Consider the following 24,227-nt stretch of genomic DNA (forward strand, 5'->3'; position numbering starts at 1 on the left):
GCTGTCGGCTATCGGCAGTCGAACCTTTTTATTATAGTAAAAGATAAGGCGTTGCAAGTGAATGCAACGCCTTATCTTTTTATACCTGATTCAAAATATCATAAACAAGAGAAAAAGCCGACTGCCGATAGCCGAAGTCTTCTAAGCCGCACTTGGCTTCGCAAACCGGCTTTTCAAATATGAGAAAATCATTGGCAGAATAGATATTCCGATGATACCGAAAATAACCAGCTCGAAATTCTTTTTAACAATCTCCATATTACCGAAGAAATAGCCCAGCAATGTAAGGGTAGGAACCCATAGCAATGCGCCGACGATGCAGAAAATAATGTAGCGTGAGTAATTCATACTACCGGCACCCGCCACGAAAGGTGCTACCGTGCGCACGATCGGAATGAAACGTGCCATGATTACGGTGCTACCACCGTGTTTTTCGTAGAAAGCTTCGGTTTTTTCAAGGTATTCTCTTTTCAGGAACAAGATCTTTTCTCGTTTCTTGATCTGTCCGCCGAAAGTTTTTCCAATGAAATAGTTCACATTATCACCCAGCAATGCGGCGATAATGAGGATAATGATGATCAGCCAGACGTTCAGGCCGGTGGTTTCGTTAGCGGCAATGGCGCCTGCTGCAAAAAGGAGCGAATCACCGGGGAGCAGCGGCATGATTACCAGGCCGGTTTCGGTGAAGACAATCAAAAACAGAATGACATAAGTGAGTGTACCGTATTCTTCCACGATGTTGAACAAATGCTTATCGAGGTGGAGGAAGAAATCAATGAACTGCGTTAAAAATTCCATAGCTATACTTTAAGTTGACAATCTGTTTTATGAGTCCTGACTTATTTGGAATCGATTTTCCACTTCTGCTTCGTCTTGGTGTTCAGGAAGTGGTTGAAAGTATCGCCGCGAAGGCCGAGGCGGATTGTTTCGAGTGGGATCAGTTCACTTGGGGCGATGTTGCCCAGGTTGACATTAGCGCCGAGCAGTTTCACAAACCATACCTGCTGTGACTTCTGCGGAGCTTCCCAGATCATATCTTCGAATGCAATTTCCGTAAGGATTTCTTCCACCAACCCCTGGCGCACTTCACCGCTTGCACGGAAAAGTCCCACATTTCCCGATTCACGCGCTTCGCCGATCACCTTCCAGGCACCTGCCTGCAACTCGGATTTGATCAGCTGGATCCATTTGTAGGGGGGGATGATTTTGTTTTCGTCCTTGGAACCTACCTCTGAAAGAACGGTAACCTGTTGGGAAAGCTTGTTAATGTATTCACATTTAACATCCTGTGGCATTTCGATGGAGCCGTCGGAAACCTCAGCATGTGTTAATTGATATTTATCGAGCAGTTTGCGGTAATCATCGAACTGGTTCCTGACCACAAAAGCTTCGAAGAGCGTTCCTCCGAAGTATACCGGAATATTGGCATTTTTATAAACGGCCAGCTTCTCGTTCAGGTTCGGACTTACGAACGAAGTGGCCCAACCTAGTTTTACGATATCAATGTAAGGCGATGCAATCGATAGCATATCTTCTGTTTCCCTGACACTCAGCCCTTTATCCATCACCATGGTAAGTCCTTTTGTTCTGGGTTTCTGGGAACGCTCGGGAACCTGCGATAACGTAAAATTCATATATGAGTAAGCATTTATCTCTGGCAAAAAACTCCGGCAAAGGTAGTAATAACCTTCGATACGTAACAATAAAATCCATAGCATTGACTCGTAACCATCAATTTTTCTACGATAATTACTATTTTTAAAAATCGCATTCATAACTATTCAAACCATTCTGATATCTATGAACACACACACGCAGATTGATCCGCAAACGGAAAACAAACGTCTTTCTTTTCTCCGGCAGTTTATTGGCAGGCCGATGGACCAGCATTTTTCACCCGTTGCCAAATGGCTCAACGGTGTTCTCATATTGATAGACGAGGGCGCGATGGAGGTCGAATATCGCGTACGGGAAGATATGTGCAACCCGATGGGCACATTGCATGGCGGCATTGCCGCTACCATTCTCGACGACATTGTGGGGACGATGGTATATGCCCTGGGGCGGGAGTTTGGCTTCACGTCCGTTAACCTGAACTGCGATTTCCTCAATCCAGCAGTGGTCGGAGATGTGCTAGTGGCAAAATCGGAGGTTATCCGGGCCGGGAAGAACATCGTGCATGTGGAAGGGCGGCTCGTGAATGCCCATGGTCGGATCGTCGCCAAATGCACGAGCAACCTCATTCAGACGGGCTTTAAATTACCATTGGTGCCCGGGCAGTAACAGGTTTCGCCATATATTTGTAATATGGAAAAACAATTCAGTGACCTGCCCGAAAGTCGTCAGCAACAGTTAATGGCTTTCGATCGTTTGTTGACGATCATGGATGAGCTCCGGGAACAATGCCCGTGGGACAGGAAGCAGACGATGGAGAGCCTGCGCCACCTGACGATCGAAGAAACCTACGAACTTTCTGATGCCATATTGAACAACGATCTCCCCGAAATCCGGAAGGAGTTGGGAGATGTGTTGTTGCATATTGTTTTTTATGCCAAAATCGGCTCGGAGCGAGCGGAGGGCAAGACCTACCATTTTGATATCAAGGATGTGCTACACGGCATTTGCGACAAGCTCGTTGCCCGTCATCCGCATATTTACGGCGATTTCGTAGCCGATACCGAAGACGCTGTGAAGCAGAATTGGGAAAAGCTGAAATTGAAGGAAGGCAATAAATCGGTACTCTCGGGCGTACCCGCGTCCCTGCCCGCGCTCGTGAAGGCAATGCGCATTCAGGAGAAGGCGAGAGGGGTCGGGTTTGACTGGGATGAAAAGCAGCAGGTATGGGCTAAAGTCGAAGAGGAGTTGCACGAATTCAAGGAGAACTTCAATATAGAATCGGCGGATATCATTGACCAAAAGGAAGCCGAAGGCGAATTTGGAGACCTGCTGTTTTCATTGGTAAATTATTCCAGATTTGTGGATATCAATCCGGAAACTGCTCTCGAAAGAACCAATAAAAAATTCATCAGCCGCTTTCAGTACCTGGAAGAAGCCTCCAAGGCCGACGGCAAATCGCTGTCGGATATGACGCTGGAAGAAATGGATATTTACTGGAACCGGGCGAAGGAAATGGGAGTTTAAAAATTTTGTCCCGAGTGATGTTACCAAATGTTGAATGTAGCGTATAAATAAATGGGCCGGGTTATGTCCGGTTTGAAAACATTTTTATACACTATAAACACATTAGGTATGTATCTGGAACAACGCATCGAGCAACTTGAAAATGTTACTGTTGAACATGGAAAGCAAATTGAGATGATAGCAACTGGATTAGCCACATTGACAACCACCGTCAACAATGGATTCAACGAAATGCGAAACGAGTTCAAACTCGTTCACGAAAAATTTGCAGCGCAAGACCGGAGGTTTGAGAGACTTGAAGGTAGAATGGACAGACTTGAAGCCGATGTGACGGTTCTCAAAGCCGATGTGGCGGTTCTTAAAGCTGATGTGGCGGTTCTCAAAACAGATGTGGCCGAGATCAAGGGGCGCCTGGATGTCATGAGCGGGCAGTTCGGTAAGATGACTGAGGGCATCGAGACCCTCGTTGAGCTGATAAAAACTAAAATGAATTAATGTCATCACACCATATCGTTCGGGAGAAGCAGGAGCCTGCTTTGATTATTGCCAATGGGGAAGCCTGCTCTCCGGAGTTATTAGGACAGTTGCTGGAATGGAGCCCATTCATTGTTGTGCTCGATCATGCTATTTACAGGGTTCTGGATTTGGGGATTAAAATAGATGTCTGGATGGGAGATTTTGATCAGCCGCATGACGTGGAAATGATTCGCAACCACCAACACCCGCTTGAAATTATCAATACACCCGATCAGGAGAAGACGGATTTGAACAAAGCCATCGAGTTCCTGATTGAAAGGGGCTTCCCGGCCGCTAATATCGTCTGGGCGACGGGACGCCGGGCTGACCATGCCATTACCAACATTACCGATCTGGTTCGCTACAAGGACAAGATCAAACTGGTGCTGCTGGACGACTATTCCAAGATTTTTCCGCTTACGGGCATATTTGAAAAATGGTATGCCGCCGGAACTCCTATTTCGCTGATTCCGGTCGGTACTGTCGATGGTGTTGAAACGACGGGCTTGAAATACAACTTAAATAATGAAACCCTGACGATGGGATACAGGACCGGCAGCAGTAATGAAGCCGAGGCTGATGGCATGGTCAGGGTTTCCGCGCAGAAGGGCGATCTTCTGATTATGGAATGCTGGGATTTATAGCGAAGCCTGCTTGGATTCTTTGGCTTCCACATAGAAGTTCCGGTCGACCGCCAATGACTTGTCGCCTTTTACTTTCAATGTTTTCCAGTCGTTTGTCGGATACAGGAATTCTTCTTTCCCGCTAGCAAGTTTCACTTTGACAGGCATATCAAAATTTCCAACCGTGTTGATCCAGCGGTATTGCAGGCCCTTACCTGTAAATGCATATTCCAGAACCGGTATCCGCACATCCCGCAGATATTGATCAAAAACCTTCGAAAGATTTCTTCCCGCATGCTCACTGATGTAGTTTTCGATCTGTGAGCCGTCGACAGTTTGATGATAGAATGTCTTATTCAACCCGCGTAGGATCTGACGCCATTTTTCATCGTCGTTCACGATCTGACGAATCGTATGGAGCATGTTTCCTCCTTTGTAATACATATCCTTAGATCCTTCCTGATTGACCCCGTAAACACCGACGATGGGAACGTCATTCGCAATCAATTCGCGGGTTCCGATTACATAGTCTTCCCCGGCCTTTTTTCCAAAGTAATACTCGGTGTAAAGGTTTTCGGAATAGTTGGTGAAGCTTTCGTGCACCCACATATCCGCTACATCCTTGTAGGTAATGTTATTGGCAAACCATTCATGCCCGCTCTCGTGGATAATGATAAAGTCCCATTTCAATCCCCAGCCGGTATTCGACAGGTCGCGGCCGCGATAACCCATTTTGTAATCATTGCCATAGGTAACCGAGCTTTGGTGCTCCATGCCGAGGTAAGGCACTTCCACGAGCTTGTAGCCGTCCTCATAAAATGGATATGGACCAAACCAGTGTTCGAAAGCTTTCAGCATTTTCGGGGCTTGCTTGAACTGTTCTTTCGCCTTTTCCAGATTCTGGGGTAAAACGTAGTAACTGAGTTGTAAATCGCCTTTTTCGCCTTTGAATGTCTCCTTCCAGCTTACGTAATTGGCTACATTCATATTCACCCCGTAGTTGTTAATCGGGTTTTTAACCACCCAATTGAAAGTATGCGAATTATCGCTATTCTCGACTACCGACCGCAGGTTCCCGTTTGATACATCCATTACATTTTTGGGAACGGTCATGCTGATGAGCATGCTGTCGGGTTCGTCGTACATATGGTCCTTACAAGGCCACCATACGCTCGCGCCCAGTCCCTGGCAGGAAGTGGAAATGATGGTATTGCCTTTCCCGTCGGGTACCCATTGTACGCCGCCATCCCAGGGCGGACGTTTGGCAAGCCTGGGTTTTCCGGCGTAGAAAACCTCAATGGATTCATTCTTGCCCGTTTCCTGCTGTTTTTTTAGTGTGATAAAAAATGCATTGCCATCGCGGCGGTAGGTGAGTGCTTCACCATCCTGGACCACTTTGGTAATCTGCAATGGTTCCTGCAAATCCACCTGCATGGTCTGGTACGGTTTCAATACTTTGTACCTGATCACCGTGCTGCCGGTAAGCGAGCTATCTTTATCGTTGGGCCGTACGCTAAGGTGGTAGTAGTTCAGGTCCCACCACTCCCTTTCCGGTGTAATGGAGCCTCGTAGTGTGTCGGCGTGGGTAAATGTCTTCTGCTGCGCGAAAGAAGAGATGGAAACAAACAGTAAACAGATACCGGCGAATTTTTTGAACATTTGAGTTGGGGTTAGTATGAAGTGTATTATTTATCGAGTATTTCCATATCGTTCAGCTCCGGGCCGCCACCGCGATTAGCTGAACCGGCCGCAATGTATACCTTCTTATTAAGCGCCACCGCTTGCGTGCCGTGACGACCCTGGTGGAGGGAGGGCAAATGTTCCCATTTCTGGGTTTGGGGATTGAATGCCTCCACTTCGTTGTGCGCCTCCTGATGCGCGTCACTTTCGCCGCCTATCACGAGTATTTTATTGTTGTAAACGACCGTAGTATTGCCTGCTCGAAGGGTTGGAAGATTGTTGGATGCATCCAGCGTCGTCCATTGGCCGGTTTTGAAATCATAAACATCCACTTCCTTGATAACGGTATTCAAAACCTGATTGATACGTGCGGTCGAGAGGCGTCCGCCTGCTACGTAAAGTTTGTTATCCAGCACAGCCACTTGCACGTGATCGCGCGGGCGGGGAGCGTCTGCGAGGGTTTTCCAGGTGCCGGTAGCAGGGTCGAACTCGTCGAACCAGGTAACCTGGCCATCCCAGTGACCGTCCTGGATGCCACACACGAGGTAAATCTTGTCATTCAGCGTAAAGGCTCCTGCGGCGCCGCGCCTGCGGTTTTCAGGAATAGCCGCCCCTTTGCGCCACTCGTTTTTGACAGGATTGAAAATATAAATGTCCGGAATCGGAACCTCGTGTGGATAACCACCGGTGAATGCGCCGAGTACGTAAATTTCATTCTTATAGCTGACAGCCTGGAAATGACTCATTTCAAGTGGCGATGGTGCGAGGCTTTTCCAGGAATCCTTTTTGAAATCATATTCGTCAACCGGCTTGATTCCGCGTCCGCCCAGCAGGTATAACTTTCCATTAGCGGTGGCCATCGCGTTTTCGTGCCGTTTTTCAGGCAGGTTCTCAGGTTCGGAAACTGTCCATATCTGTGCCGACCCCTGTAACGCGAATGCATTCAGCGCGATCAGCAATGCAGCTTTGTGGTAGAGTGGTTTCATAGCGATTTACGTTTAGATTAGCCCTTCTTTTGCTTTTCAAAAACGGTATCAAGGTACAATTATATTCTATAAAACAGAAAGACCAGCTTGCGGCCGGTCTTCCTGTGAATATTAGCTAAAAAGCGGTTAATTTCTGCTGGATAAGCCCAATGCAGGACTTTCAAATCCGAGTTTTTTCAAGCCTGCCTGAACCTCCGGGTCTTTCATGAACAGCTTCCAGAGCAAGCCTGTCCGGTAGTTTTCGATCATCACGATAATGGGCCCCTGGTCGATGGCCAGGTGTGATTTGGCATACCAGTTTTGCGTTTCGTTGAATGCATCGGTAAACCCGTATTCCGACCAGATTTTATCGCCGAGATCATCGTAAAAATGGCGTAGCGCCTTCATCGACTGCTCCGGCGTGTATGGGAATGACGACAATGCCGCCGTAGGCGTAATGGTGCCAAAGTCGTTTGTGGGTGAATGCGCATTGTAGCCATTGTAAGTATCGCTCGCGGTCAGTCCCCAGCTGTTCTCGCCATATCCTTTAAACTTGCCCGGATTGGCAACGCAATGCTTGTAGTTGATCAGTGAATGGTTCACATTCTGTTCCCAGTAATTGGCATACTGATCTTTCAAATGGCGCGGATCAAGGCCGAGGAACGAGTAATGCGTAAAAAACAAGGGGCCGCCATACTCGAACCCTAGCGGAAGTTTTACGCCGTAATATTCCTTGCCGTTGCGGAAATGATCGCTCTGCGCCCAACATTTGTCGTAAACCTGGCGGGTAATCGGGTAACGCGGAGAGGCTGCGCCCATGATGTAGGTGATCAGTGTCTCATTGTACCCGCGAAGTTCGAAGTTCATGGCCCAGCCGTTGTTCGGGCTCCAGTGCCAGTAGAGCTGATTGGGGTTTCCGCGGGTATACCAGTCCCATTCGGCCTCGTTCCATATCCAGGTAATGCGGCTGCGCAGTTCTCTTTCCAGGTCGTTATCGCGGTCGAAGTATTGCCTTACCGCAAGCAATCCCTGAAACAGAAATGAAGATTCGACCAGGTCGCCGCCGTCGTCTTTGCGGCCGAAAGGAACGATCTTGCCAGTTGCCCCATTGAGCCAGTGCGGAAAGATTCCGTGGTAATGATCGGCCTTCGAGAGGAATTTGACCATTTTCAACAGTCGGGCTGCGACGGAATCGCGCGGCTGCCATTGTCTTTCAGCCGCCACTACCATAGCCATCACGCCAAAGCCGGTACCGCCGATGGTGCACACTTCGTCACCGTAGTCGAAGGCGACGTTGCTCCGCTCACGTGCCAGGCCACTTACCGGATGGCCAAATTCCCAGAAGTACCGGAATGTCTGTTTCTGAATCAGTTCGAGCAATGCGGTATCGGAAAGGTTTTTGGGCCGGTCGGCCGGGTTAAATGCGGCGGGTTTGGCAGGCGTTGATTTTTTCTTTTGTGCCCAGCCATCCACCTGCGAACCGGCAAGTAGTGTCAGGCATAATAGTAATTGGAAGTATAGTTTCATAGTCGAGTAATGTTTATTGGCGGGATAAGTTTTGTTAAAGCGCCGGACTGCTGAATCCGAGCTTTGTAAGGCCATTTTTAACCTCAGGGCCGCTCATGAAGAGTTTCCAGGGCAGCGCCGTGCGATGGTTTTCGATCATGACCACGATGGGCCCCTGGTCGATGGCGAGGTAGGAATCGGCGAACCAGCGCTGATCCAGCGAGAACGCGTCATGGAAACCATATTCTCCCCAGAGCTTGTCGCCCAATTTGTAGTAAAAGAATTTCAGGGCTTTCATCGACTCTACGGGCGTGTAGGGGAATGCGGACAACGCGGCCGTGGGCGTGATCACTCCTTTGTCGCTGCTAGGCGAGTTGGCATTGTACCCATTCGGAATATCGCTGGCGGTTAGCCCCCAGCATCGGTCGCTGTATCCGTAATATTGCTGCGGGTTTGTTTTGCAATAGTTATAGTTGATGAGGGTCTGGGCCTTGTTTTGGGTAAAATAATTGGCAAAACGGTCGGTAAGCCCCGTAGGGTTTAAACCTAAAAACGAATAATGAGAGAAGAATAACGGCCCTCCCAAAGGCTCACCGAGCGGTAATGTGATGCCATAGTATTCCTTTCCATTCGTAAATGTGCTGTTACCTGCCCAGCCATTGTCATAAACGGCTTTGCTGATGCTGTGCGTAGGCGAAGACGCTGCCAGGACATAGGCGATCAGGCATTCATTCCATCCGCGGATCTGATGATTCATATCCCAGCCATAATCGGGGCTCCAATGCCAGTACAACACATTTTCATTGCCTTTCCGAAACCAGTCCCATTCCACTGCTTCCCAGATTGCACTGATATCGGCACGCAACGCGGTTTCAGCAGCATTGCTTTCGTTGAAATACTGCCGGACCGTCAGCAACCCCTGAACTAGGAATGAGGTTTCTACCAGATCAGCCCCATTGTCTTTAGTACTGAATGGTACCGCCACGCCCGTAGCACCATTCAGCCAATGTGGAAAAGCACCGTGAAATGTCTGTGCCTTTTTCAGGAAGCCGACAATCTTCTGCATTCTTTCCAAACCCTGGGCCCGGTTAATGAATTTCCGCTCGATGGCGATAGGGATGATCATAATGCCGAAGCCGCTTCCTCCTGAGGTTACCACATCGCCGGAGGTGTTACGCTCACGGGCAAGCCCGCTCGCGGGATGCGCGAAGTCCCAAAAATACTTGAAGGTTTGCTGCTGCACGAGGGTCAGTAAAGCTTCGTCGCTGATGACGGGAAACTTGTCGGTGGAATCCAGCGCGGTAATCAACTCCACTTTTACCTCATTCAGCAGCATTCCGCCGGCTTTGGATTTCAAGGCCTTGGTGGCGGTAACCGAATAGCTCGTGAGGTATTTCAAATCGGCGGAGGGGGTGATCACTACCGAACTGTCGCCGCCTTCCAAAGCGGATGTAAACGGAATGGCTTCACCGGCAGCGGACCGGAAAGTAACCCCGCTCGCGACAGTCGCATCGCTGAGCGGGGCAGAAAATGTAAACCTGACTTTGGGTTTCAGGTTTACATCATTGTATTTGAATCCCGAATAGGCTCCATTTACTTTCAGGCTATTAAACCCGAATGAGGTTGGTATTCCCGGATTGGATGGCCCGGGGTCTTCCTTTTCCGATTTGCAGGAAACCCCGAGCCAGATGATTGCACAAACAAAAAGGAAGTGTTTGAAAGGCATTATTTTCCTCTTGATTCCAGTTTAACCAGTGCATCTACTTCGGCATCTTTCAAAGCAACGTTATAAATCCGCACTTCGTCGAGCAGGCCTGTCAGGTAGCTTGCCCAGTCCTGTGCGGAAGCGCCTGAGGTAAGGCTTGGCTTAGTCTGGAATTGCACCGTACCAAACACCATTTTGCCTGGTTTCGCCCATTTCAGGTCGCCAAAGTTCGCCACGGTGCTTGTAGCCGTTTTGGAACCATTCACATATATACTTAAAGTTGATGAAGTGGCGTCGTAAGACAATGCGATATGCGTCCACGAGTTGTAAAGGTTGACAATGCCTTCCTTTGCAATCCAGGTATCCTTCTTGTCATTCTGGATGTGGGCTTTGAAAATACCGTCGGTATCCGTGCCCCCGTTTTCAAAGAAAGTCTCAATGTTTCCCCAGAACCCGTCTGTTTGGGACAAGCCCACAAGCCCGATGATACCACCGGCGGATTTGGTCGAAGGGCTGTTTACCCAATAGGTCATAGTGAAACTTTTCAGCCCGAGAATGCTTGCGGTCGGGTCAAAAAGAACGTAACCATTCTTGGCACCTTTCATGGCCTGACCTTTCAGTCCATTCGCGAACGTGGTACCGGTATTGGTGCCGGCCGTGTTGGACACGACGTCCGAGTAGTTGCCGTCAAAAGGGAAATGCGCCACCAGATTGGCCTTCGCGATTTCGTCGGAGCTTGTAAAGCCCCCGATCGTCACGCTGGGCGCGTAACTTTCGGGATCGAACTTGTCGTAGCAAGAGGTCACCCCGAGCACCGTCAATGCACACAATGCCACGGTCAGTTTATTCTTTAAAGTTTTCATCGATAGATCGTGGTTTGGGATTAATAACCTGGGTTCTGGGTCAGCACGCCTGCGCTAAGGTCGATTTCGTTCTGAGGGATCGGCCATACTTCGTTTTTGCCGGATTTCCAGCCTTTGGGGCCGAATATCGCGGTGCCACGTCCCTGACGGATCACATCGAAATAGCGGTCGAATTCCATAGCGAGCTCCGAGTGGCGCTCATTCCAGATTGCGGTCCGCAATGCTGCCTTGTCGGTCGTTGTTACCTTGGGAAGGATCGTTTTGCTGGCGCCTCTTGCACGGGCACGCACCAATTCAAGCGAGGCGAGCGCCTGGGTACTGTTGCCGATTTCGTTGGCAGCTTCCGCATTCATCAGCAGAACCTCCGCATACCGGATCACACGTACATTTTGCTGTGAACCTTCATTGAACCCGGTTACGTAAAGCTTGAACGGCACATACGATTTCTGATTGTACATCGGGTTATCACCCGTTGCAGGGATTGCGTCGCCGGAAGGCGTTGTTTCACCGCGGAAGATGATGGTCGCATCCCGGCGCGGGTCGCCCGCTTCAAATGATTTCGAAAGCGCTTCGGTAGGGACATTGAAGCCCCAGCCGCCACCTGTTACGCCGCGTACACCTTGCACCTGCGAGTATTGCGAGTTGGATGCATCCTTATTAGACGGGATCAGCTCATTCTGGATCTCAAAAATCGATTCAGTCGAATTTTCGTTGGCCACGCGGAACAATGCTTCGTAATCGGCGAAAAGCGAATACTGGCCCGAGTTGATAACCTGGGTTGTCAGGTCGAAAACCTGCTGCCATTTGCCCTGATACATCGATACTTTGGCATGAAGCGATTGCGCTGCGCCTTTTGTTACGCGGCCGAGGTCTGCGGCGCCGTAGTTCTGCGGCAATACTGCTGCTGCTTCACTCAGGTCTTTTTCAATGGCTGCGTACACGTCCGCTTTGGGGGTACGCGGGAGGTTGTATTCGGTAGCATCTTTGGGGAGGCTCAAACGCAAAGGCACATCACCAAATGCCCTGACAAGTCTGAAATACGAGTAAGCACGTACGAATTTGGCTTCCGCCAGGTATCTCGCTTTCAGGTTTTCATCCATACTGATCGCCGGGATATTGGTGATCACCTGGTTGGCATAGTTGATGTTCTGGTATTGCCCCTCCCAGAAGCCTCCGAGCTGGCCATCCGTAGAGCCGACGGTGAAGGTATCATAAAGGTTGAAGAAAGTCGCATCCGACGGAGTGCTTCCTTTTTCAGCATCGTCGGAGCCCATGCTTTCCACCGCGATAGCCGCGAAAGCAGTATTGTTCCAGCTGCGCAAATTGGCATACATCGCGTTCACGGCCTTGGTAGCATCGGCTTCATTTACCCAGAACACGGCCCCAGCCTGTTTTCCCTGCGGATCCACATCGAGGAAGCTGTCGCTGCAAGAAGAAGGGACGATCAGGAGCGCTGCAAGCCCGAGATATAGCCCTTTCTGCTTCAAATTGGTTTTTAAATTTATATTTTTCATATCGCTTGTAATCTTAGAAAGTGACATTGATACCAAAGTTGTAGGTCGCTGAAAGCGGGTACACGTTGGCGTCGATACCGGCTTGGGTTGGTTTGTTTTCGTTAGCTCTTACCTCTGGGGACAAACCTTTGTATTTAAAGAAGTTCAGAGGGTTCTGCGCATTGGCGTACAGACGCAGCTTGCGGATTTTCAACCTTTCGTTGAATGCCTGCGGGAATGTGTAACCGATTTGCGCATTTCTAACCCGGAAATAGCTGCCGCTCTGTACGAAGAATGTGTTAGGCAGGTAGTTCTGGCCGCCGCCGATGTTGGCAGAAGGGTAGGTATTCGAAGTACCTTCACCGTGCCATCTGTTATCGTAGAAATCCTTGGTGAAGTTTTCATTACCATAACGCCAGCCCATGTTGGCATTGTAAATATCCACTTTCGCAACACCCTGGAAGTCGAGCATCAAGTCGATGTTTTTGTAATTCCAGCTGGTGTTGATACCATAGGTGAATTTCGGGTTCGGGTTCCCGATTACCTGACGGTCGAGGCCGGAGATGGTTCCGTCCGGTACGCCGTTGGTTCCGCTGATATCGCGGTATCGGAAATCACCCGGTTTTGCGCCTGGCTGTGCCGAATTCTTGATTTCTTCCTCATTCTGGAAAATACCGTCTACCACGTAGCCGTAGAAAGAACCGATCGGGTCGCCCACGCGGGTACGCGTAGCGAGCGCTCCGCTGGTAAGACCCACGCCACCATCATAAATAGGGTTGGCACCGGATGATACCGCCAGCACTTTGTTGTTGTTGACCGCGCCATTGAAACCGATGCTGTAAGAAAGGTCCTTACCGATTTCATCACGCCAGTTCAGCGCGAATTCAAACCCTTTATTCTGGAAATCGGCCTGGTTACCTACGATACGACCCGAGCTTGTGCCGATAGAAGTCAATACGGGAATGTCAAAGATCGCACGCTCGGTTTTCTTAATATAGTAGTCCAATTCCACGGTCAACCTCGATTTGAGGAAGGAAGCCTCGATACCTGCGTCGGTACCCACACCACGTTCCCAGTAAGTAGTAGGAGGGATGATGGAGTTGATACTCGCACCTGTATTCAGCTGGCCTCCGAAGATCGCCGCCAGGCCACCGCCGGTTGCCACTGTGAGCGTCGACAAGTTGGAAGGAACGGACGCATTACCAATTTTGCCCCAGCTACCACGGATTTTCAGGTTATCGAAAATCGTCTGGTCTTTCATGAAGTTTTCATTACTGATCACCCAGCCTGCACCCACCGACGGGAAATACCCCCAGGCATTGCCACCCTGGAAGAATTTGGATGAACCATCCGCACGGAGGGAAGCATTCAACATGTAGCGCTCGTCGAAAGAGTAGTTCACACGACCGAAGTAAGAAGCATATGTTCCGAGATCGCCTTCGTCTTTCACATTACGACCATCTGCACTACCCAAAGCCAGGTAAAGGTCGCCTTCGCTTGAATAAGGGACATTTAATGCGTTGGCAGTAAGCTTGTACGATTGGTCGCGTTGAGCGGACTGGCCGAGGAGGGCTGTAACGCTGTGTTTGCCGAAATCTTTGGTATATGTCAATGTATTTTCAAAGATCCAGTAGCGCGTCTGCGGGCGTACGAATTCGAGGAAGCTGGTCGTGTTACGTTGTTTGAATGTGGCAACATATTGCGGTATGTAAGTGCGGGTTTCATCCTGGCCGTAGCGTCCGCCGAGGCTGGTGCGGAATGTCAAGCCTTTCAATATGTTGAGTTCTGCATACGCGTTACCAGTAAGAAGCGTCTTCTTGGTATTCTGATTATAGAAATCAATCGTAACCTGCGGGTTGAAGTTGTTACCGTCACCGAGGTTGTAATCGGTAGGATCACCATAGGTTCCGTCGGCATAGTAAACCGGTACAACAGGGCCTGCGGCATAGAGCTGACGGAAAATGCCGCCCGCCTCATCTTTCGATTTGCTGAAAGAGCCGGTTGCCGAGTAACCTACTTTCAGGTTTTTAAGGACCTGGAAATCGTTTTGCAGACGGGCTGTGTAGCGTTTGAAATTGTTCTTTTCGACAATACCGTCCTGATCCAGATAACCGAGCGAGAAGTTGTAAGTCGATTTTTCACCCCCACCACTGATTGAAAGCTGGTGGTTAGTTACAAATGCATTGCGCAGGATCTGGTGGTACCAGTCGGTTCCTTCTCCAAACTGTGTAGGATCGAGGATATCTGATTTTCCGTTGATGCGGCTCAATTCGTTGATCATCGTCGCATATTCATTTGCATTCGCCATTTTGATCTGGTTGGTCACTTTCTGGTAACCCACAAAACCATTGTAGTCGATGATCGGCTGTCCTGATTTTCCTTTTTTCGTAGTGATCAAAACTACCCCATTTGCTGCGCGTACCCCATAGATAGACTGGCTGGATGCGTCTTTCAGGATGTTCATGCTTTCGATATCGCCCGAGTTGAGGAAGCTGATATCGTCGAACCAAACACCGTCGACCACGTACAATGGGTTGGCGCTACCATAGGCCGTTCCGACACCGCGGATACGGATCTGCGGCGCCTCACCCGGTTTACCCGAGTTATTGATCTGCACCCCGGCAACCTTACCCTGCAAACCACTTACGGCATTCATGGAAGGCTGCTTGGAGATTTCTGCTCCTTTGATCTGCGCGACAGCGCCGGTAACGTCGAGTTTTTTCTGCGAACCGTAACCCATAATGACCACTTCGTTCAGCGCCTTGGCGTCTTCCTGCATGGCAACATTAAGTGTTGTTTGGTTACCTACCGTGATTTCCTGGGTAGTCATCCCGATCATAGAGAAGACCAGGACGGATTGTGGGGACGGAACTTTTATGGCGTAGTTACCATCGGCATCGGTAGGAACACCGGTAGTAGTGCCTTTGATGAGCACGCTGGCGCCCGGCAGCGCCGAATTGTCGGCACTCGAAGTGACTTTCCCAGTCACATTTATTTCCTGCGCGTAAGAGAAACTTCCTAGCGCCAGGAAAACGAGCATGTACAGTAATCGTACAATAGTTTTCATCAGTTTCAAATTGGTGATTGAATTATTATAAGAATTTATTGACTTCAAAATTAAGTTCCAAGCGGGGGAGGAATCAAATAAAGCACTACATCACCACTACATCAATGAGAATAATGCAAGGTTTACTAGCACAATAAGGGGTAGGGTAGCGGATTAGTGCAATCGCGTCAAATGTCCATCATAAATTGGGCCAGATTGGCATCGTTGTCCAATCCAAGCTTTTTACGAAGCCGGTAGCGCTTGATTTCTACACCGCGGACAGAAATCCCCAGTACCGGGGCCATTTCTTTCGTGGAAAGATTCATGCGAAGGCACGCCGCGAGCCGGAGCTCGGAGGGAGAAATGGTAGGATATATCTGGCGCAGCCTTTTGAAGAACTGTTCGTGCACCTCGTCGAAATTTTGTTCAAATAAAACCCAGTCGTCCTTGCCGGCGACGTTCCGTTCGATGCTGTGCAGGAGTTTTTGATAATGTATATTGGGGAGCTGTTGTCCCATCTCGGCTTTTACCTGTTTCAGTTCATCGCGGATCTCTTCCAGGATCTCGTTTTTCTTCACCACGTTGATCGCCACGTTGCTCAACTGCTGACTTTTGCTCTGGATTTCACTTTGCAGTTTCTCGTTCTGGATCTGCATGATCTTCCGCTCGCTGGAAAGGCGTTGCTGGCGTAGCTTTTCTTCCTGTTCCTCGATCAGCTTCCGGCGGTGGCGCGCAAGCCGTTTTTCCTGGTACAGGATCAGCGCAGCCAAAGCCAATGCGACCAGTACAGCGAAAAGAATCTTGGCAAACAATGTTTCGCGCCAATAGGGCTTTACGCTGAAATGATAGGTGCCGATGGTATCGTTGAGGCTGCTCCTTACTTCAAAAATATAATCTGTCGATTCCAGGTTTGTAAACTCTACAAAGCTCTGGTCCGTCCATTCCGACCATTGATCGGTGAGGCCTTTGAGACGGTATTTGTATTGCACGTTCTGGCCATATACGGGTAATGCAAATGCAATGCGCAGCGAGCGCACTTCGGCCGGCAATGATGGGCTGCCCGAAATCGCGAAGGTTTCATTCAGGTTACGAAGGTTGGCTACTTTACGGACCATCGGCGGGCCGGCGGCCTCATTTTGCTCGTCGGGCGATTTGCGGTTATACAACGCGTAGCCATTGTCGAGGCAGAAGAAGTAGTAATCTTCGGAAAGCGGTACTACCGTTTCGCTATTGCGCACGAGCGTGAGCGGGAGGTTCCGCGTTTCTTTGCCAGGTTGATAGAATGCTACGCGGTTCATGAAAATCTTGAACCAGTCGCCATGCAGGCCCGTCCTGATTTTGTAATCTTCCTCTTCTTTGGTGAAGTCGCTGCTCTGGATGAACCTCCCGGATCGGTCGGGTTGGAAAAACTTGTTGCCCGAGCGCACACGTACCTGCCCGTTCAGCCACTGAACGACTTCGATGGAAAACTCGCTGGGCAGTTCCTGCGGGGCTTTAAACTCCTTCCAAGATAGGGCCGAATCCAGCGCGGGTGTCAGTTTGGCCTGAAACAAACCTTTGTAAGCATGCCCGAGCCAGAATGTGCCTGAATTGTCGTGTGCGATTTGCCGGATCGGTATGGGCGGCAACTTCTTGACGGGATAGGCGTAAGCCCAGGTACCCTTTGCGTCTTTTTTATACACATGCAGGCCCACATAGGCACCTTGAAGCAAAAGTGTGTCCTTCCCATTTCGCATCGGCACAAATACCCAGCCGCCATTGATCGGAGAAATTTTTGTAATGCCGCTTTCCGAAATGCGGTAGGTGGCGTCGTTGTGGCCGCATAGCAATTGATCGTCGATCACTTTGAGTGACCAGGTTTGCCCTTCAAGCCCCCACACAGGCCGGAATGGTTCAGGAGAAAGCCATTTCTTGACAAATACTCCCTTGTTAGACCCTACATAAAGGTTCCCGTGCCAAATCGCCGCGGCATAGGTAGAACCGAGCGGGTTATCATTGGTCTGGTAGGATATGATGGGCGACGACATTTTGACCATATCGATTCCCTGATCGAGCCCGATCCACAGCTGCTGCTGCGCATCCTCTTCCAATGCCAGTACGGTGTTGTTCTGCAAGCCGGTTTCCTTGTTAAACTGGTACTTTAATGTGCCGTTTTTGGAGATGACGTAAACGCCATTCTGTATCGTTCCGAAGACAACGCTGCTATCGCGGGCCATTACGATAGCTCGGTTGATGATGTTCCTTTTCAATTCACCCGAAATGGCGATGTTCCAGGGAGTGAGGATTCCGTTTTGCCAGATATACAGCCCGTGTTTGGTCGTGGTAATGAGGATGCCGCCGTTTGAGAAAGGTAAAATGGAGGAAATGGTAGTGGATAAAAGGCTTTCCGTTCCCGGTAATGGCTCGAATTGTTCTCCTTTTAACTCATAAATGCCCCGGCCGATCGTCGGCACCAGTACCCGGTTTTGCACAAGCCGCATAAACATGATGTTGCCCGATCCTTTGATCTCTTTCAGGTTTTTGCCGTCGTACCGGTATACATTGGAGAACGACTGGAAATAAATGTATTGGGGTGTTTTAAGAATATGCCATATTTCCTCGGTCCGCAGGCTCGCAAAGCCCGCTTTCTTGCTCAGTGAATAGTATTTCAGCTGACCATCCGCTTCTTTTTTCCAATATCCAAATTCCGAAAAGCCGCCCACGTAAATACGCTGTTCGGGTTGCGTTGTGCGTTTCAGGACTTTTCCACCGGTTGGTTCTGGTGATTGCTCGTCGTAAAGCACCGTCCGGACGATCTGGCCGTCGGGTAATGGGTATAGTTTCCAGGAGGCGCCGTCGTGTTCCAGCAAGCCATCGGAATTGGCGGAATAGATCAGCCCGTCGGTGCTCTGGCAAATGTCCCAGTTCTGGTTATGCGCCTTATAAAGAGCGGCCGGATAGTTGATCAACGGCGGCGTTTCCTGGGCCAGAGAAGGGAGGAAGATTGTCGCCCAGAAGAGTATGGCAGTAGCGCAACCCGCCTTATATTTGAAGGCCCGGCTTCGGAAAAGACTTTTTGCGAGTCGCTTTGCTGCCGTGTTTAATTTCTTTTTCAATTAACTATCAATGTCGTTTTTAGCTCTTTCAGAAGGGTTTGTGGCGATATTAGTGCATGTAACTCAATAGTACTCTTAATGAAAAAATTTCTTTCCCTGATGCTCCTCGGCACATCTGCCGTGACGGAGCCCGTTATGTCCCAGGACAACAACAAGCGAAATGATATTCGTTACAATCTTAACGAATCCGGTTCACATTATGTAAAATTCACATTCACGAATCAGGTGTGGCTGAGGCTGAATGATAACAATCCCGGAACCACTGTGCTGAGCGATCCGAAAACCAATACTTTCGATATCGGCTTGCGTCGCACCCGCATGCAGCTGTTCGGCCAGCTTACCGACAGGATATTCTTCTACACTCAGTTCGGAATGAACAATTTCAATAAGGTGAGCGCATTTCCTGCCTATAACACGGCCGGAACACCCAGCCAACGTAAGATCGCAGCATTTTTTCACGACGCTGTCGGTGAATATGAGGTGCAACGCAAAGGCAACAATTTTATCCGCTTCGGTGGTGGCCTCACTATCGTCAGCGGTTTTTCCCGCTTTTCGCAGCCTAGCATCGGCACCATTATGACCATGGACGTGCCGGTTTTTGCGCAGGCTACCGTTGATCAGACCGACCAGTTTTCCAGAAAGCTGACCGTTTACAGCCGCGGGCAGATCGGCAAGCTCAATTACCGCGTCGCTGTGGCCGATCCGTTTCCGGTTGAAACCAGTGGCTCCGTGCCTGCGGCGCTTAATCAGAACGCTGTTTTTGCGCTGCGCAAAAACAGTAAGCAATTCCAGGGGCTATTCATTTACAATGTTTTCGACACTGAAGATAATACCACGCCGGGCTACATGACAGGTACTTATCTCGGTAAACGCAAGGTTTTAAATGTGGAGGCCGGTATTACTTCCCAAAAAAATGCGACCTGGCGTAAGGAAGCGGTGGACACGCTTTACAGCAATATGACGCTCTGGTCGGTGGCCGCTTACCTGGATATGCCCTTGAATGCGGAGAAAGGAACTGCATTATCGGCTTATCTGGGCTATTTCGGGACTGACTATGGCAAGGGATATCTTCGCTATAACGGCATTATGAATCCTGCGACCGGTACCACGCAGCCCATTGCGGGCGTGAGCGGCGCGCACGGGAACGCGTACCCGATGTTTGGGACTGGGAATGTGATTTACGCACAGGCGGGTTATAAATTGAAAGATGGTTTGTTGGGTAGCCAAGGGACTTTGATGCCCTACGCTTCGTTGCAGCGCGGTGATTACGATCGTTTGCAGGATGCTGCAAATATTTACAATCTGGGCGTCAACTGGCTGATCAAAGGGCATAACGGCAAGCTGTCGCTCAATTACGAGAACCGTCCGGTATATAAATCGGCGTCGGTGGCTAATGAGTTGGAGAGAAATGGCCGCAAAGGCAGCTGGACATTGCAATATCAGATATCCATTTAAAAGTGGCTAATCCGGGTCGGAAATGGCCCGGATTAGCTTAATTAAGTATCCTAAAAACTAAAAGTAACCCTCGCGAACAGATACCTGCCGTTAAAGCCCATTTGCTGGACGCGGCGGGAATATACGAACCGGCCCGAGCTCACATTACCCGAATGGGTGTGCTTGTCCTGATACACATCCAGTACATTGTTCGCACCGATCGTCAGGCCGATGCCCTTCACTACATCATAGCTCAATGCAATATCGGTCACCACTTTGGCGCCGAAGGTCTGATCGAGCGTTTCTTTCTGCCCGGTCAATGTGTTAACCGGCCATGCATCAGGTTTGTCGGGATCGATGGTCGGATCCCAGTAAGTTACTTCTCCAAACCGCACACCACGGAGCATTGCCCCAAATTTTCCCGCCTTGTAATTGATCGTCAGGCTCTGCTTGTTACGGGGGCTTGCGATTTCAAACCTGCTTAAATCTTCCCGGTTGAAATAGGTGTTGACCTGCTTGGTCTGTACCAGAATATCCGATGCATGGATAATCGGCTTGCCATCCGCACCTTTTTTGACCTTGTTTTGAATAAATGTCCCGGCCAGTACCGCCCGCAACGATTGGTTACGGCCAAACTTGGTATTGTACGAAAGCACGCCTTCGATCCCGCGCGAACGCGTGTCGACGGCGTTGGAAAAGAAATTGGCTGTTGTAGCATTGGCTGCCGCCAGTTGGGCTTTCAGATTGGCATTACCACCGTCATTGAAATTGTTCGTTAGTACAATGCGGTCGTCGATGTCGATCTGGTAAGCGTCCACGGTCAGTTCAAACGCATTGCTGATCTGGATGGTGGTACCTACGGTAAAGCTTTGAGAGGTCTCCTGTTTCAGTTTGGGTATGCCAAGGATTTCAGCGGGTTTGCTATCGTTGGTAAAAGTACCGCTTTCCTGTGCTACCTGTTGGCCGTTTTGGGTTACGAAAAGTGTATTCGTTTTGGCATAATAACGCTGTTGCAGCGACGGCGCGCGGAACCCGCTGCTGGCCGAGGCCCGCAATGCAAAGCCTTCGGTGATTTTATAGCGGGTCGAAACTTTGTAATTAAGCGTGTTCCCGAAATCGGAATAATTTTCAAAGCGGAGGGCTGCGCTGAGGACCCACGATTTGGTAATATCCTGTTCCAAATCCAGGTAACCGGCTACGCTATGTCTTGAATGCGATCCGGCGTTCTGCGGAAAGAAGCCTGAGAACACCTGCGCACCCGCGGGTACGCCTGCCGGTACATCGTAATTTTTGTAGGAAGCCTCTTCGCCGGCAGTGATCGTATACTTCTCGCTCCGTTGCTCAGCGCCGAGCGCGACATTGAGTCCATGCAGCACGTCGAATTTCCGCCCGAAATCCAGGTTAATGGTATTTTGGGAAAATCCGTTGCCTCCCGCATTGAATTCCCGCTGAAAGTTGGCGACGGACACCGCCTGCGTGTAGTTCACGGAATTGGTAATGCGGTAATCGAAGTCATTTTTGCCGAATGTGTTGCTCAGGTCAAACCGCCATTCGCCCAGTTTGCCCCGGATGCCGGCCGCTGCTGAAACGTCGGTCACGTCGCTGTTGATTTCAGGCAAAAAGCCATTGGGATACACCGCGAACACGTTCGTACGCACGGCGGCCGGGACTCCGTTAGGGTACCTGTAAAACCCGGCTGCATTTCCCTTCTTGTTGTTGTACTGGCCGAATGCATATACATCCAGGTGCTCATTGAGCGGAATGTCCGCATTGACTACCACGCCACCGCCTTTTACTTCCGAGTTGCCGATGCGCATATCGAAATCGTTGCGTGTGAGGCCGCGTTGCGTCAGAATCTCATCGTCGACTACTTTACCGTCAACAGCGGGGAATAGCTGGCCGGTGTAGGTACCGGTACGGTTGGTCGCTCCGCGTTTTACATATTCGCCGGTGATATTCACGAAACCTTTCTGGCCTACTTTCAGCCCGTAGTTAAGGCCGACCTGAGCGGTTCCGCCATCGGAGACATTTACCGATGCATTCTTATTGTTGTTGATAATGTAGTTCTTGTCGTAGCTTGTTACGTTCTCACCATACGACACGTTCCCGCTTAACCCGGTTCGGCTTTTCAATATGATGTTGATCACCCCTGCAATGGCATCGGAACCATATTGTGCGGCGGCACCATCGCGGAGAATTTCAATTTTCTCTACCGAAGTAGCCGGTATTGCATTCAAATCGGTTCCAACCGTACCGCGGTTGACAGTCCCATTAACATTCACGAGCGATGATTGATGCCGGCGTTTTCCGTTCACCAGTACGAGCACCTGGTCGGGTCCCAGGCCGCGGAGCTGTGCGGGATCGATGTGGTCGGTGCCGTCGGAGATGGTTTGCCGCGACGACTGGAACGAAGGCGCGACGTACGTCAGGATCTGATTGATATCCACCTGTCCGACGCTATTTGTAATCTGTGAAACGGGAATGATGTCCACCGGAACGGGGGAGTCGATACGCGAACGCCCGCCGCTGCGCGAGCCTGTAACCACAATTTCCCCGAGGACTTCGGAAGATTCGGCCAAGGCAATATTCAATGGCGACGATTGCCCCGCCGTGACGACCGTGGGGACGATCTTGGGCGTGTAGCCTATAAAGGAAATCACGATGTTGTAATTTCCGTCGGCGATGCCGAGAGAAAAGTTTCCATCCGGGTCCGTCACGGTACCCGTATTGGTGCCTTGTACGAGGATCGACACGCCGGGGAGTGGCGCTCCGCTCTTTTCGTCTGTGATTTTCCCTTTCACCGATTGCGCCAGGGCCTGAAGTGAGGCGGAAATGAGAAGCAGAAGTAATAGCGTTTTTTTCATAGACTGTGTGTTTAAGGGATGAATGTTTGTTGATAAATAGTATTAAATTATCAAATTATTATACTATTTAATCATAAGTTAGAATAAGTGCCCGCGAAAACCAAATCCCGGGGCAAAGAAAAAGCCGGCCCGGAAATCCGGACCGGCCTGTATTTTAGCTATTTAAGTTTCGCTTACAAGTTCAAAGCTGCATTCATTGACCGAACGGCCTCTGCTGACTTTTCAAACGCCGCTTTTTCGGCATCGCTCAGGCGCAGGTTGATGATCTTTTCCCAGCCTCCGCGACCCAGCACAACCGGTACGCCCATGCAAATGTCCTTCTGGCCATATTCACCATTCAGGTAAACGCTGCAAGGCACAATGCGTTTCTGGTTGCGTACAATGCTTTCGACAAGCATCATTGTGGCTGCGCCCGGCGCATACCATGCAGAAGTACCGATCAGTTTAGTGAGCGTCGCTCCGCCTACCATGGTGTCGGCAGCGACTTTTTCGAGCTGGTCGGCCGAAAGGAAGCGGCTTACAGGGATACCGTTGTAGGTGGCCAGACGGGTCAATGGAATCATGGTTGTGTCACCGTGCCCTCCGATGACCATTCCGTGGATGTCGAGCGGCGAAACGTCCATCGCCAATGCGAGATAGGTTTTGAAACGCGCGCTGTCCAATGCGCCACCCATACCGATCAGCCGTTTTTTAGGAATACCTGATTCTTTCAAAGCCAGGTAGGTCATCGTATCCATCGGGTTGGACACTACGATCACGATCGCTTTCGGCGAATATTTCAGCAAATTCTCTGTCACTCCCTTCACGATTCCTGCATTGATGCCGATCAGTTCTTCGCGGGTCATGCCCGGTTTACGAGGCAGTCCCGAAGTAATCACCACTACATCCGAGCCTTTGGTCTTCTCGTAATCATTGGTAGAGCCGATGGGCTTGGTATTGAACCCCAGCAAGGCTGCTGTCTGGTACATATCCAGTGACTTACCTTCGCTGACACCCTCTTTGATATCGAGCAACACCACTTCTTCTGCCAGCTCACGACGAATGATATTATCGGCAGTGGTTGCACCTACCGCACCCGCACCTACAACAGTAATCTTCATAGGGAAATATGGTTAATTGTATAGAAATTGATGCTTTTTATATTTTTTCCTAAAAGTATGATACATAATTTGTTTAAACCAAGCGGAAATTGATTTTTTGCCGCAAACTCCCCGGCTGGAAGCCCGGCCGCCATCCCGAACGCAATTTTTTCCGTAAGTTGATAGTTATAATGGCTTTATAAACCACTTTTCCCTG

General features: G+C 49.9%; 17 protein-coding genes. 5 read left to right on the forward strand and 12 right to left on the reverse strand.

The window, feature by feature from the left end:
• Nucleotides 1–141 precede the first annotated feature (141 nt).
• Complete coding sequence (locus J7619_RS21930; RefSeq protein ID WP_291203702.1) at nt 142–798, reverse strand: DedA family protein; 657 nt, start codon at nt 796–798, stop codon at nt 142–144.
• 41 nt (nt 799–839) lie between these two features.
• On the reverse strand, nt 840–1,634 hold the full coding sequence (locus tag J7619_RS21935) for a phosphosulfolactate synthase (protein WP_291203705.1): 795 nt from the start codon (nt 1,632–1,634) through the stop codon (nt 840–842).
• Nucleotides 1,635–1,800: 166 nt separating this feature from the next.
• Between J7619_RS21935 and J7619_RS21940 the strand changes: the two genes are divergently transcribed.
• From J7619_RS21940 to J7619_RS21955, 4 genes are all read left to right on the forward strand, one after another.
• Nucleotides 1,801–2,283, forward strand: coding sequence for a PaaI family thioesterase (locus J7619_RS21940; protein WP_291203708.1), 483 nt, complete (start codon nt 1,801–1,803; stop codon nt 2,281–2,283).
• 24 nt (nt 2,284–2,307) lie between these two features.
• Nucleotides 2,308–3,141, forward strand: a complete 834-nt coding sequence (gene mazG / locus J7619_RS21945) for a nucleoside triphosphate pyrophosphohydrolase (protein WP_291203711.1) — start codon at nt 2,308–2,310, stop codon at nt 3,139–3,141.
• A 108-nt stretch (nt 3,142–3,249) separates the two neighbouring features.
• Complete coding sequence (locus J7619_RS21950) at nt 3,250–3,636, forward strand: hypothetical protein (protein WP_291203714.1); 387 nt, start codon at nt 3,250–3,252, stop codon at nt 3,634–3,636.
• Nucleotides 3,636–4,301: a thiamine diphosphokinase gene (locus J7619_RS21955; RefSeq protein WP_291203717.1), complete on the forward strand. Its 666-nt coding sequence runs from the start codon at nt 3,636–3,638 to the stop codon at nt 4,299–4,301. The genes J7619_RS21950 and J7619_RS21955 overlap by 1 nt, the downstream gene beginning before the upstream one ends.
• On the opposite strand, the gene J7619_RS21960 is transcribed toward J7619_RS21955, so the two are convergent.
• From J7619_RS21960 to J7619_RS21995, 8 genes are all read right to left on the reverse strand, one after another.
• The gene (locus J7619_RS21960; RefSeq protein WP_291203720.1) at nt 4,296–5,939 is read right to left on the reverse strand and encodes a M1 family metallopeptidase; all 1,644 of its coding nucleotides are present in this window, start codon (nt 5,937–5,939) and stop codon (nt 4,296–4,298) included. The genes J7619_RS21955 and J7619_RS21960 overlap by 6 nt on opposite strands.
• 26 nt (nt 5,940–5,965) lie before the next feature.
• A complete protein-coding gene (locus tag J7619_RS21965) occupies nt 5,966–6,946 on the reverse strand; it encodes a kelch repeat-containing protein (protein WP_291203723.1) in 981 nt (326 codons plus the stop codon).
• Between the two features lie 126 nt (nt 6,947–7,072).
• Nucleotides 7,073–8,452 (reverse strand): glucoamylase family protein, encoded by a 1,380-nt coding sequence (locus tag J7619_RS21970; RefSeq protein WP_291203726.1) that lies wholly within the window; start codon nt 8,450–8,452, stop codon nt 7,073–7,075.
• A gap of 34 nt (nt 8,453–8,486) precedes the next feature.
• On the reverse strand, nt 8,487–10,157 hold the full coding sequence (locus J7619_RS21975; RefSeq protein WP_291203729.1) for a glucoamylase family protein: 1,671 nt from the start codon (nt 10,155–10,157) through the stop codon (nt 8,487–8,489).
• Entirely contained in the window at nt 10,157–10,999 is an 843-nt protein-coding gene (locus tag J7619_RS21980) for a LamG domain-containing protein (protein WP_291203732.1), read from the reverse strand. The genes J7619_RS21975 and J7619_RS21980 overlap by 1 nt, the downstream gene beginning before the upstream one ends.
• Before the next feature lie 20 nt (nt 11,000–11,019).
• Nucleotides 11,020–12,513: a RagB/SusD family nutrient uptake outer membrane protein gene (locus tag J7619_RS21985; RefSeq protein ID WP_291203735.1), complete on the reverse strand. Its 1,494-nt coding sequence runs from the start codon at nt 12,511–12,513 to the stop codon at nt 11,020–11,022.
• A gap of 13 nt (nt 12,514–12,526) precedes the next feature.
• A complete protein-coding gene (locus J7619_RS21990) occupies nt 12,527–15,559 on the reverse strand; it encodes a TonB-dependent receptor (RefSeq protein WP_291203738.1) in 3,033 nt (1,010 codons plus the stop codon).
• Between the two features lie 167 nt (nt 15,560–15,726).
• Nucleotides 15,727–18,633: a triple tyrosine motif-containing protein gene (locus J7619_RS21995; protein ID WP_291203741.1), complete on the reverse strand. Its 2,907-nt coding sequence runs from the start codon at nt 18,631–18,633 to the stop codon at nt 15,727–15,729.
• Between the two features lie 78 nt (nt 18,634–18,711).
• Here J7619_RS21995 and J7619_RS22000 point away from each other — a divergent pair, with 78 nt between their 5' ends.
• Nucleotides 18,712–20,088: a hypothetical protein gene (locus tag J7619_RS22000; RefSeq protein ID WP_291203744.1), complete on the forward strand. Its 1,377-nt coding sequence runs from the start codon at nt 18,712–18,714 to the stop codon at nt 20,086–20,088.
• 50 nt (nt 20,089–20,138) lie between these two features.
• Here the strand turns inward: J7619_RS22000 and J7619_RS22005 are convergent, their stop codons facing one another.
• Entirely contained in the window at nt 20,139–22,931 is a 2,793-nt protein-coding gene (locus tag J7619_RS22005) for a TonB-dependent receptor (protein ID WP_291203747.1), read from the reverse strand.
• Nucleotides 22,932–23,104: 173 nt separating this feature from the next.
• Complete coding sequence (gene mdh, locus J7619_RS22010; protein WP_291203750.1) at nt 23,105–24,031, reverse strand: malate dehydrogenase; 927 nt, start codon at nt 24,029–24,031, stop codon at nt 23,105–23,107.
• Nucleotides 24,032–24,227: the final 196 nt, after the last annotated feature.

Source organism: Dyadobacter sp., assembly GCF_017744695.1.
In the GTDB taxonomy this organism is placed as follows: Bacteria; Bacteroidota; Bacteroidia; order Cytophagales; family Spirosomataceae; genus Dyadobacter.

What these genes read in the sequence shown, in the direction of transcription:
- J7619_RS21955 (WP_291203717.1), top strand. Translation starts at nt 3,636, where the DNA reads ATGTCATCACACCATATCGTTCGGGAGAAGCAGGAGCCTGCTTTGATT.
- J7619_RS22000 (WP_291203744.1), top strand. Translation starts at nt 18,712, where the DNA reads ATGAAAAAATTTCTTTCCCTGATGCTCCTCGGCACATCTGCCGTGACG.
- mazG (WP_291203711.1), top strand. Translation starts at nt 2,308, where the DNA reads ATGGAAAAACAATTCAGTGACCTGCCCGAAAGTCGTCAGCAACAGTTA.
- J7619_RS21940 (WP_291203708.1), top strand. Translation starts at nt 1,801, where the DNA reads ATGAACACACACACGCAGATTGATCCGCAAACGGAAAACAAACGTCTT.
- J7619_RS21980 (WP_291203732.1), bottom strand. Translation starts at nt 10,999, where the DNA reads ATGAAAACTTTAAAGAATAAACTGACCGTGGCATTGTGTGCATTGACG.
- J7619_RS21990 (WP_291203738.1), bottom strand. Translation starts at nt 15,559, where the DNA reads ATGAAAACTATTGTACGATTACTGTACATGCTCGTTTTCCTGGCGCTA.
- J7619_RS22005 (WP_291203747.1), bottom strand. Translation starts at nt 22,931, where the DNA reads ATGAAAAAAACGCTATTACTTCTGCTTCTCATTTCCGCCTCACTTCAG.
- J7619_RS21985 (WP_291203735.1), bottom strand. Translation starts at nt 12,513, where the DNA reads ATGAAAAATATAAATTTAAAAACCAATTTGAAGCAGAAAGGGCTATAT.
- J7619_RS21950 (WP_291203714.1), top strand. Translation starts at nt 3,250, where the DNA reads ATGTATCTGGAACAACGCATCGAGCAACTTGAAAATGTTACTGTTGAA.
- mdh (WP_291203750.1), bottom strand. Translation starts at nt 24,031, where the DNA reads ATGAAGATTACTGTTGTAGGTGCGGGTGCGGTAGGTGCAACCACTGCC.
- J7619_RS21965 (WP_291203723.1), bottom strand. Translation starts at nt 6,946, where the DNA reads ATGAAACCACTCTACCACAAAGCTGCATTGCTGATCGCGCTGAATGCA.
- J7619_RS21975 (WP_291203729.1), bottom strand. Translation starts at nt 10,157, where the DNA reads ATGCCTTTCAAACACTTCCTTTTTGTTTGTGCAATCATCTGGCTCGGG.
- J7619_RS21970 (WP_291203726.1), bottom strand. Translation starts at nt 8,452, where the DNA reads ATGAAACTATACTTCCAATTACTATTATGCCTGACACTACTTGCCGGT.
- J7619_RS21960 (WP_291203720.1), bottom strand. Translation starts at nt 5,939, where the DNA reads ATGTTCAAAAAATTCGCCGGTATCTGTTTACTGTTTGTTTCCATCTCT.
- J7619_RS21935 (WP_291203705.1), bottom strand. Translation starts at nt 1,634, where the DNA reads ATGAATTTTACGTTATCGCAGGTTCCCGAGCGTTCCCAGAAACCCAGA.
- J7619_RS21930 (WP_291203702.1), bottom strand. Translation starts at nt 798, where the DNA reads ATGGAATTTTTAACGCAGTTCATTGATTTCTTCCTCCACCTCGATAAG.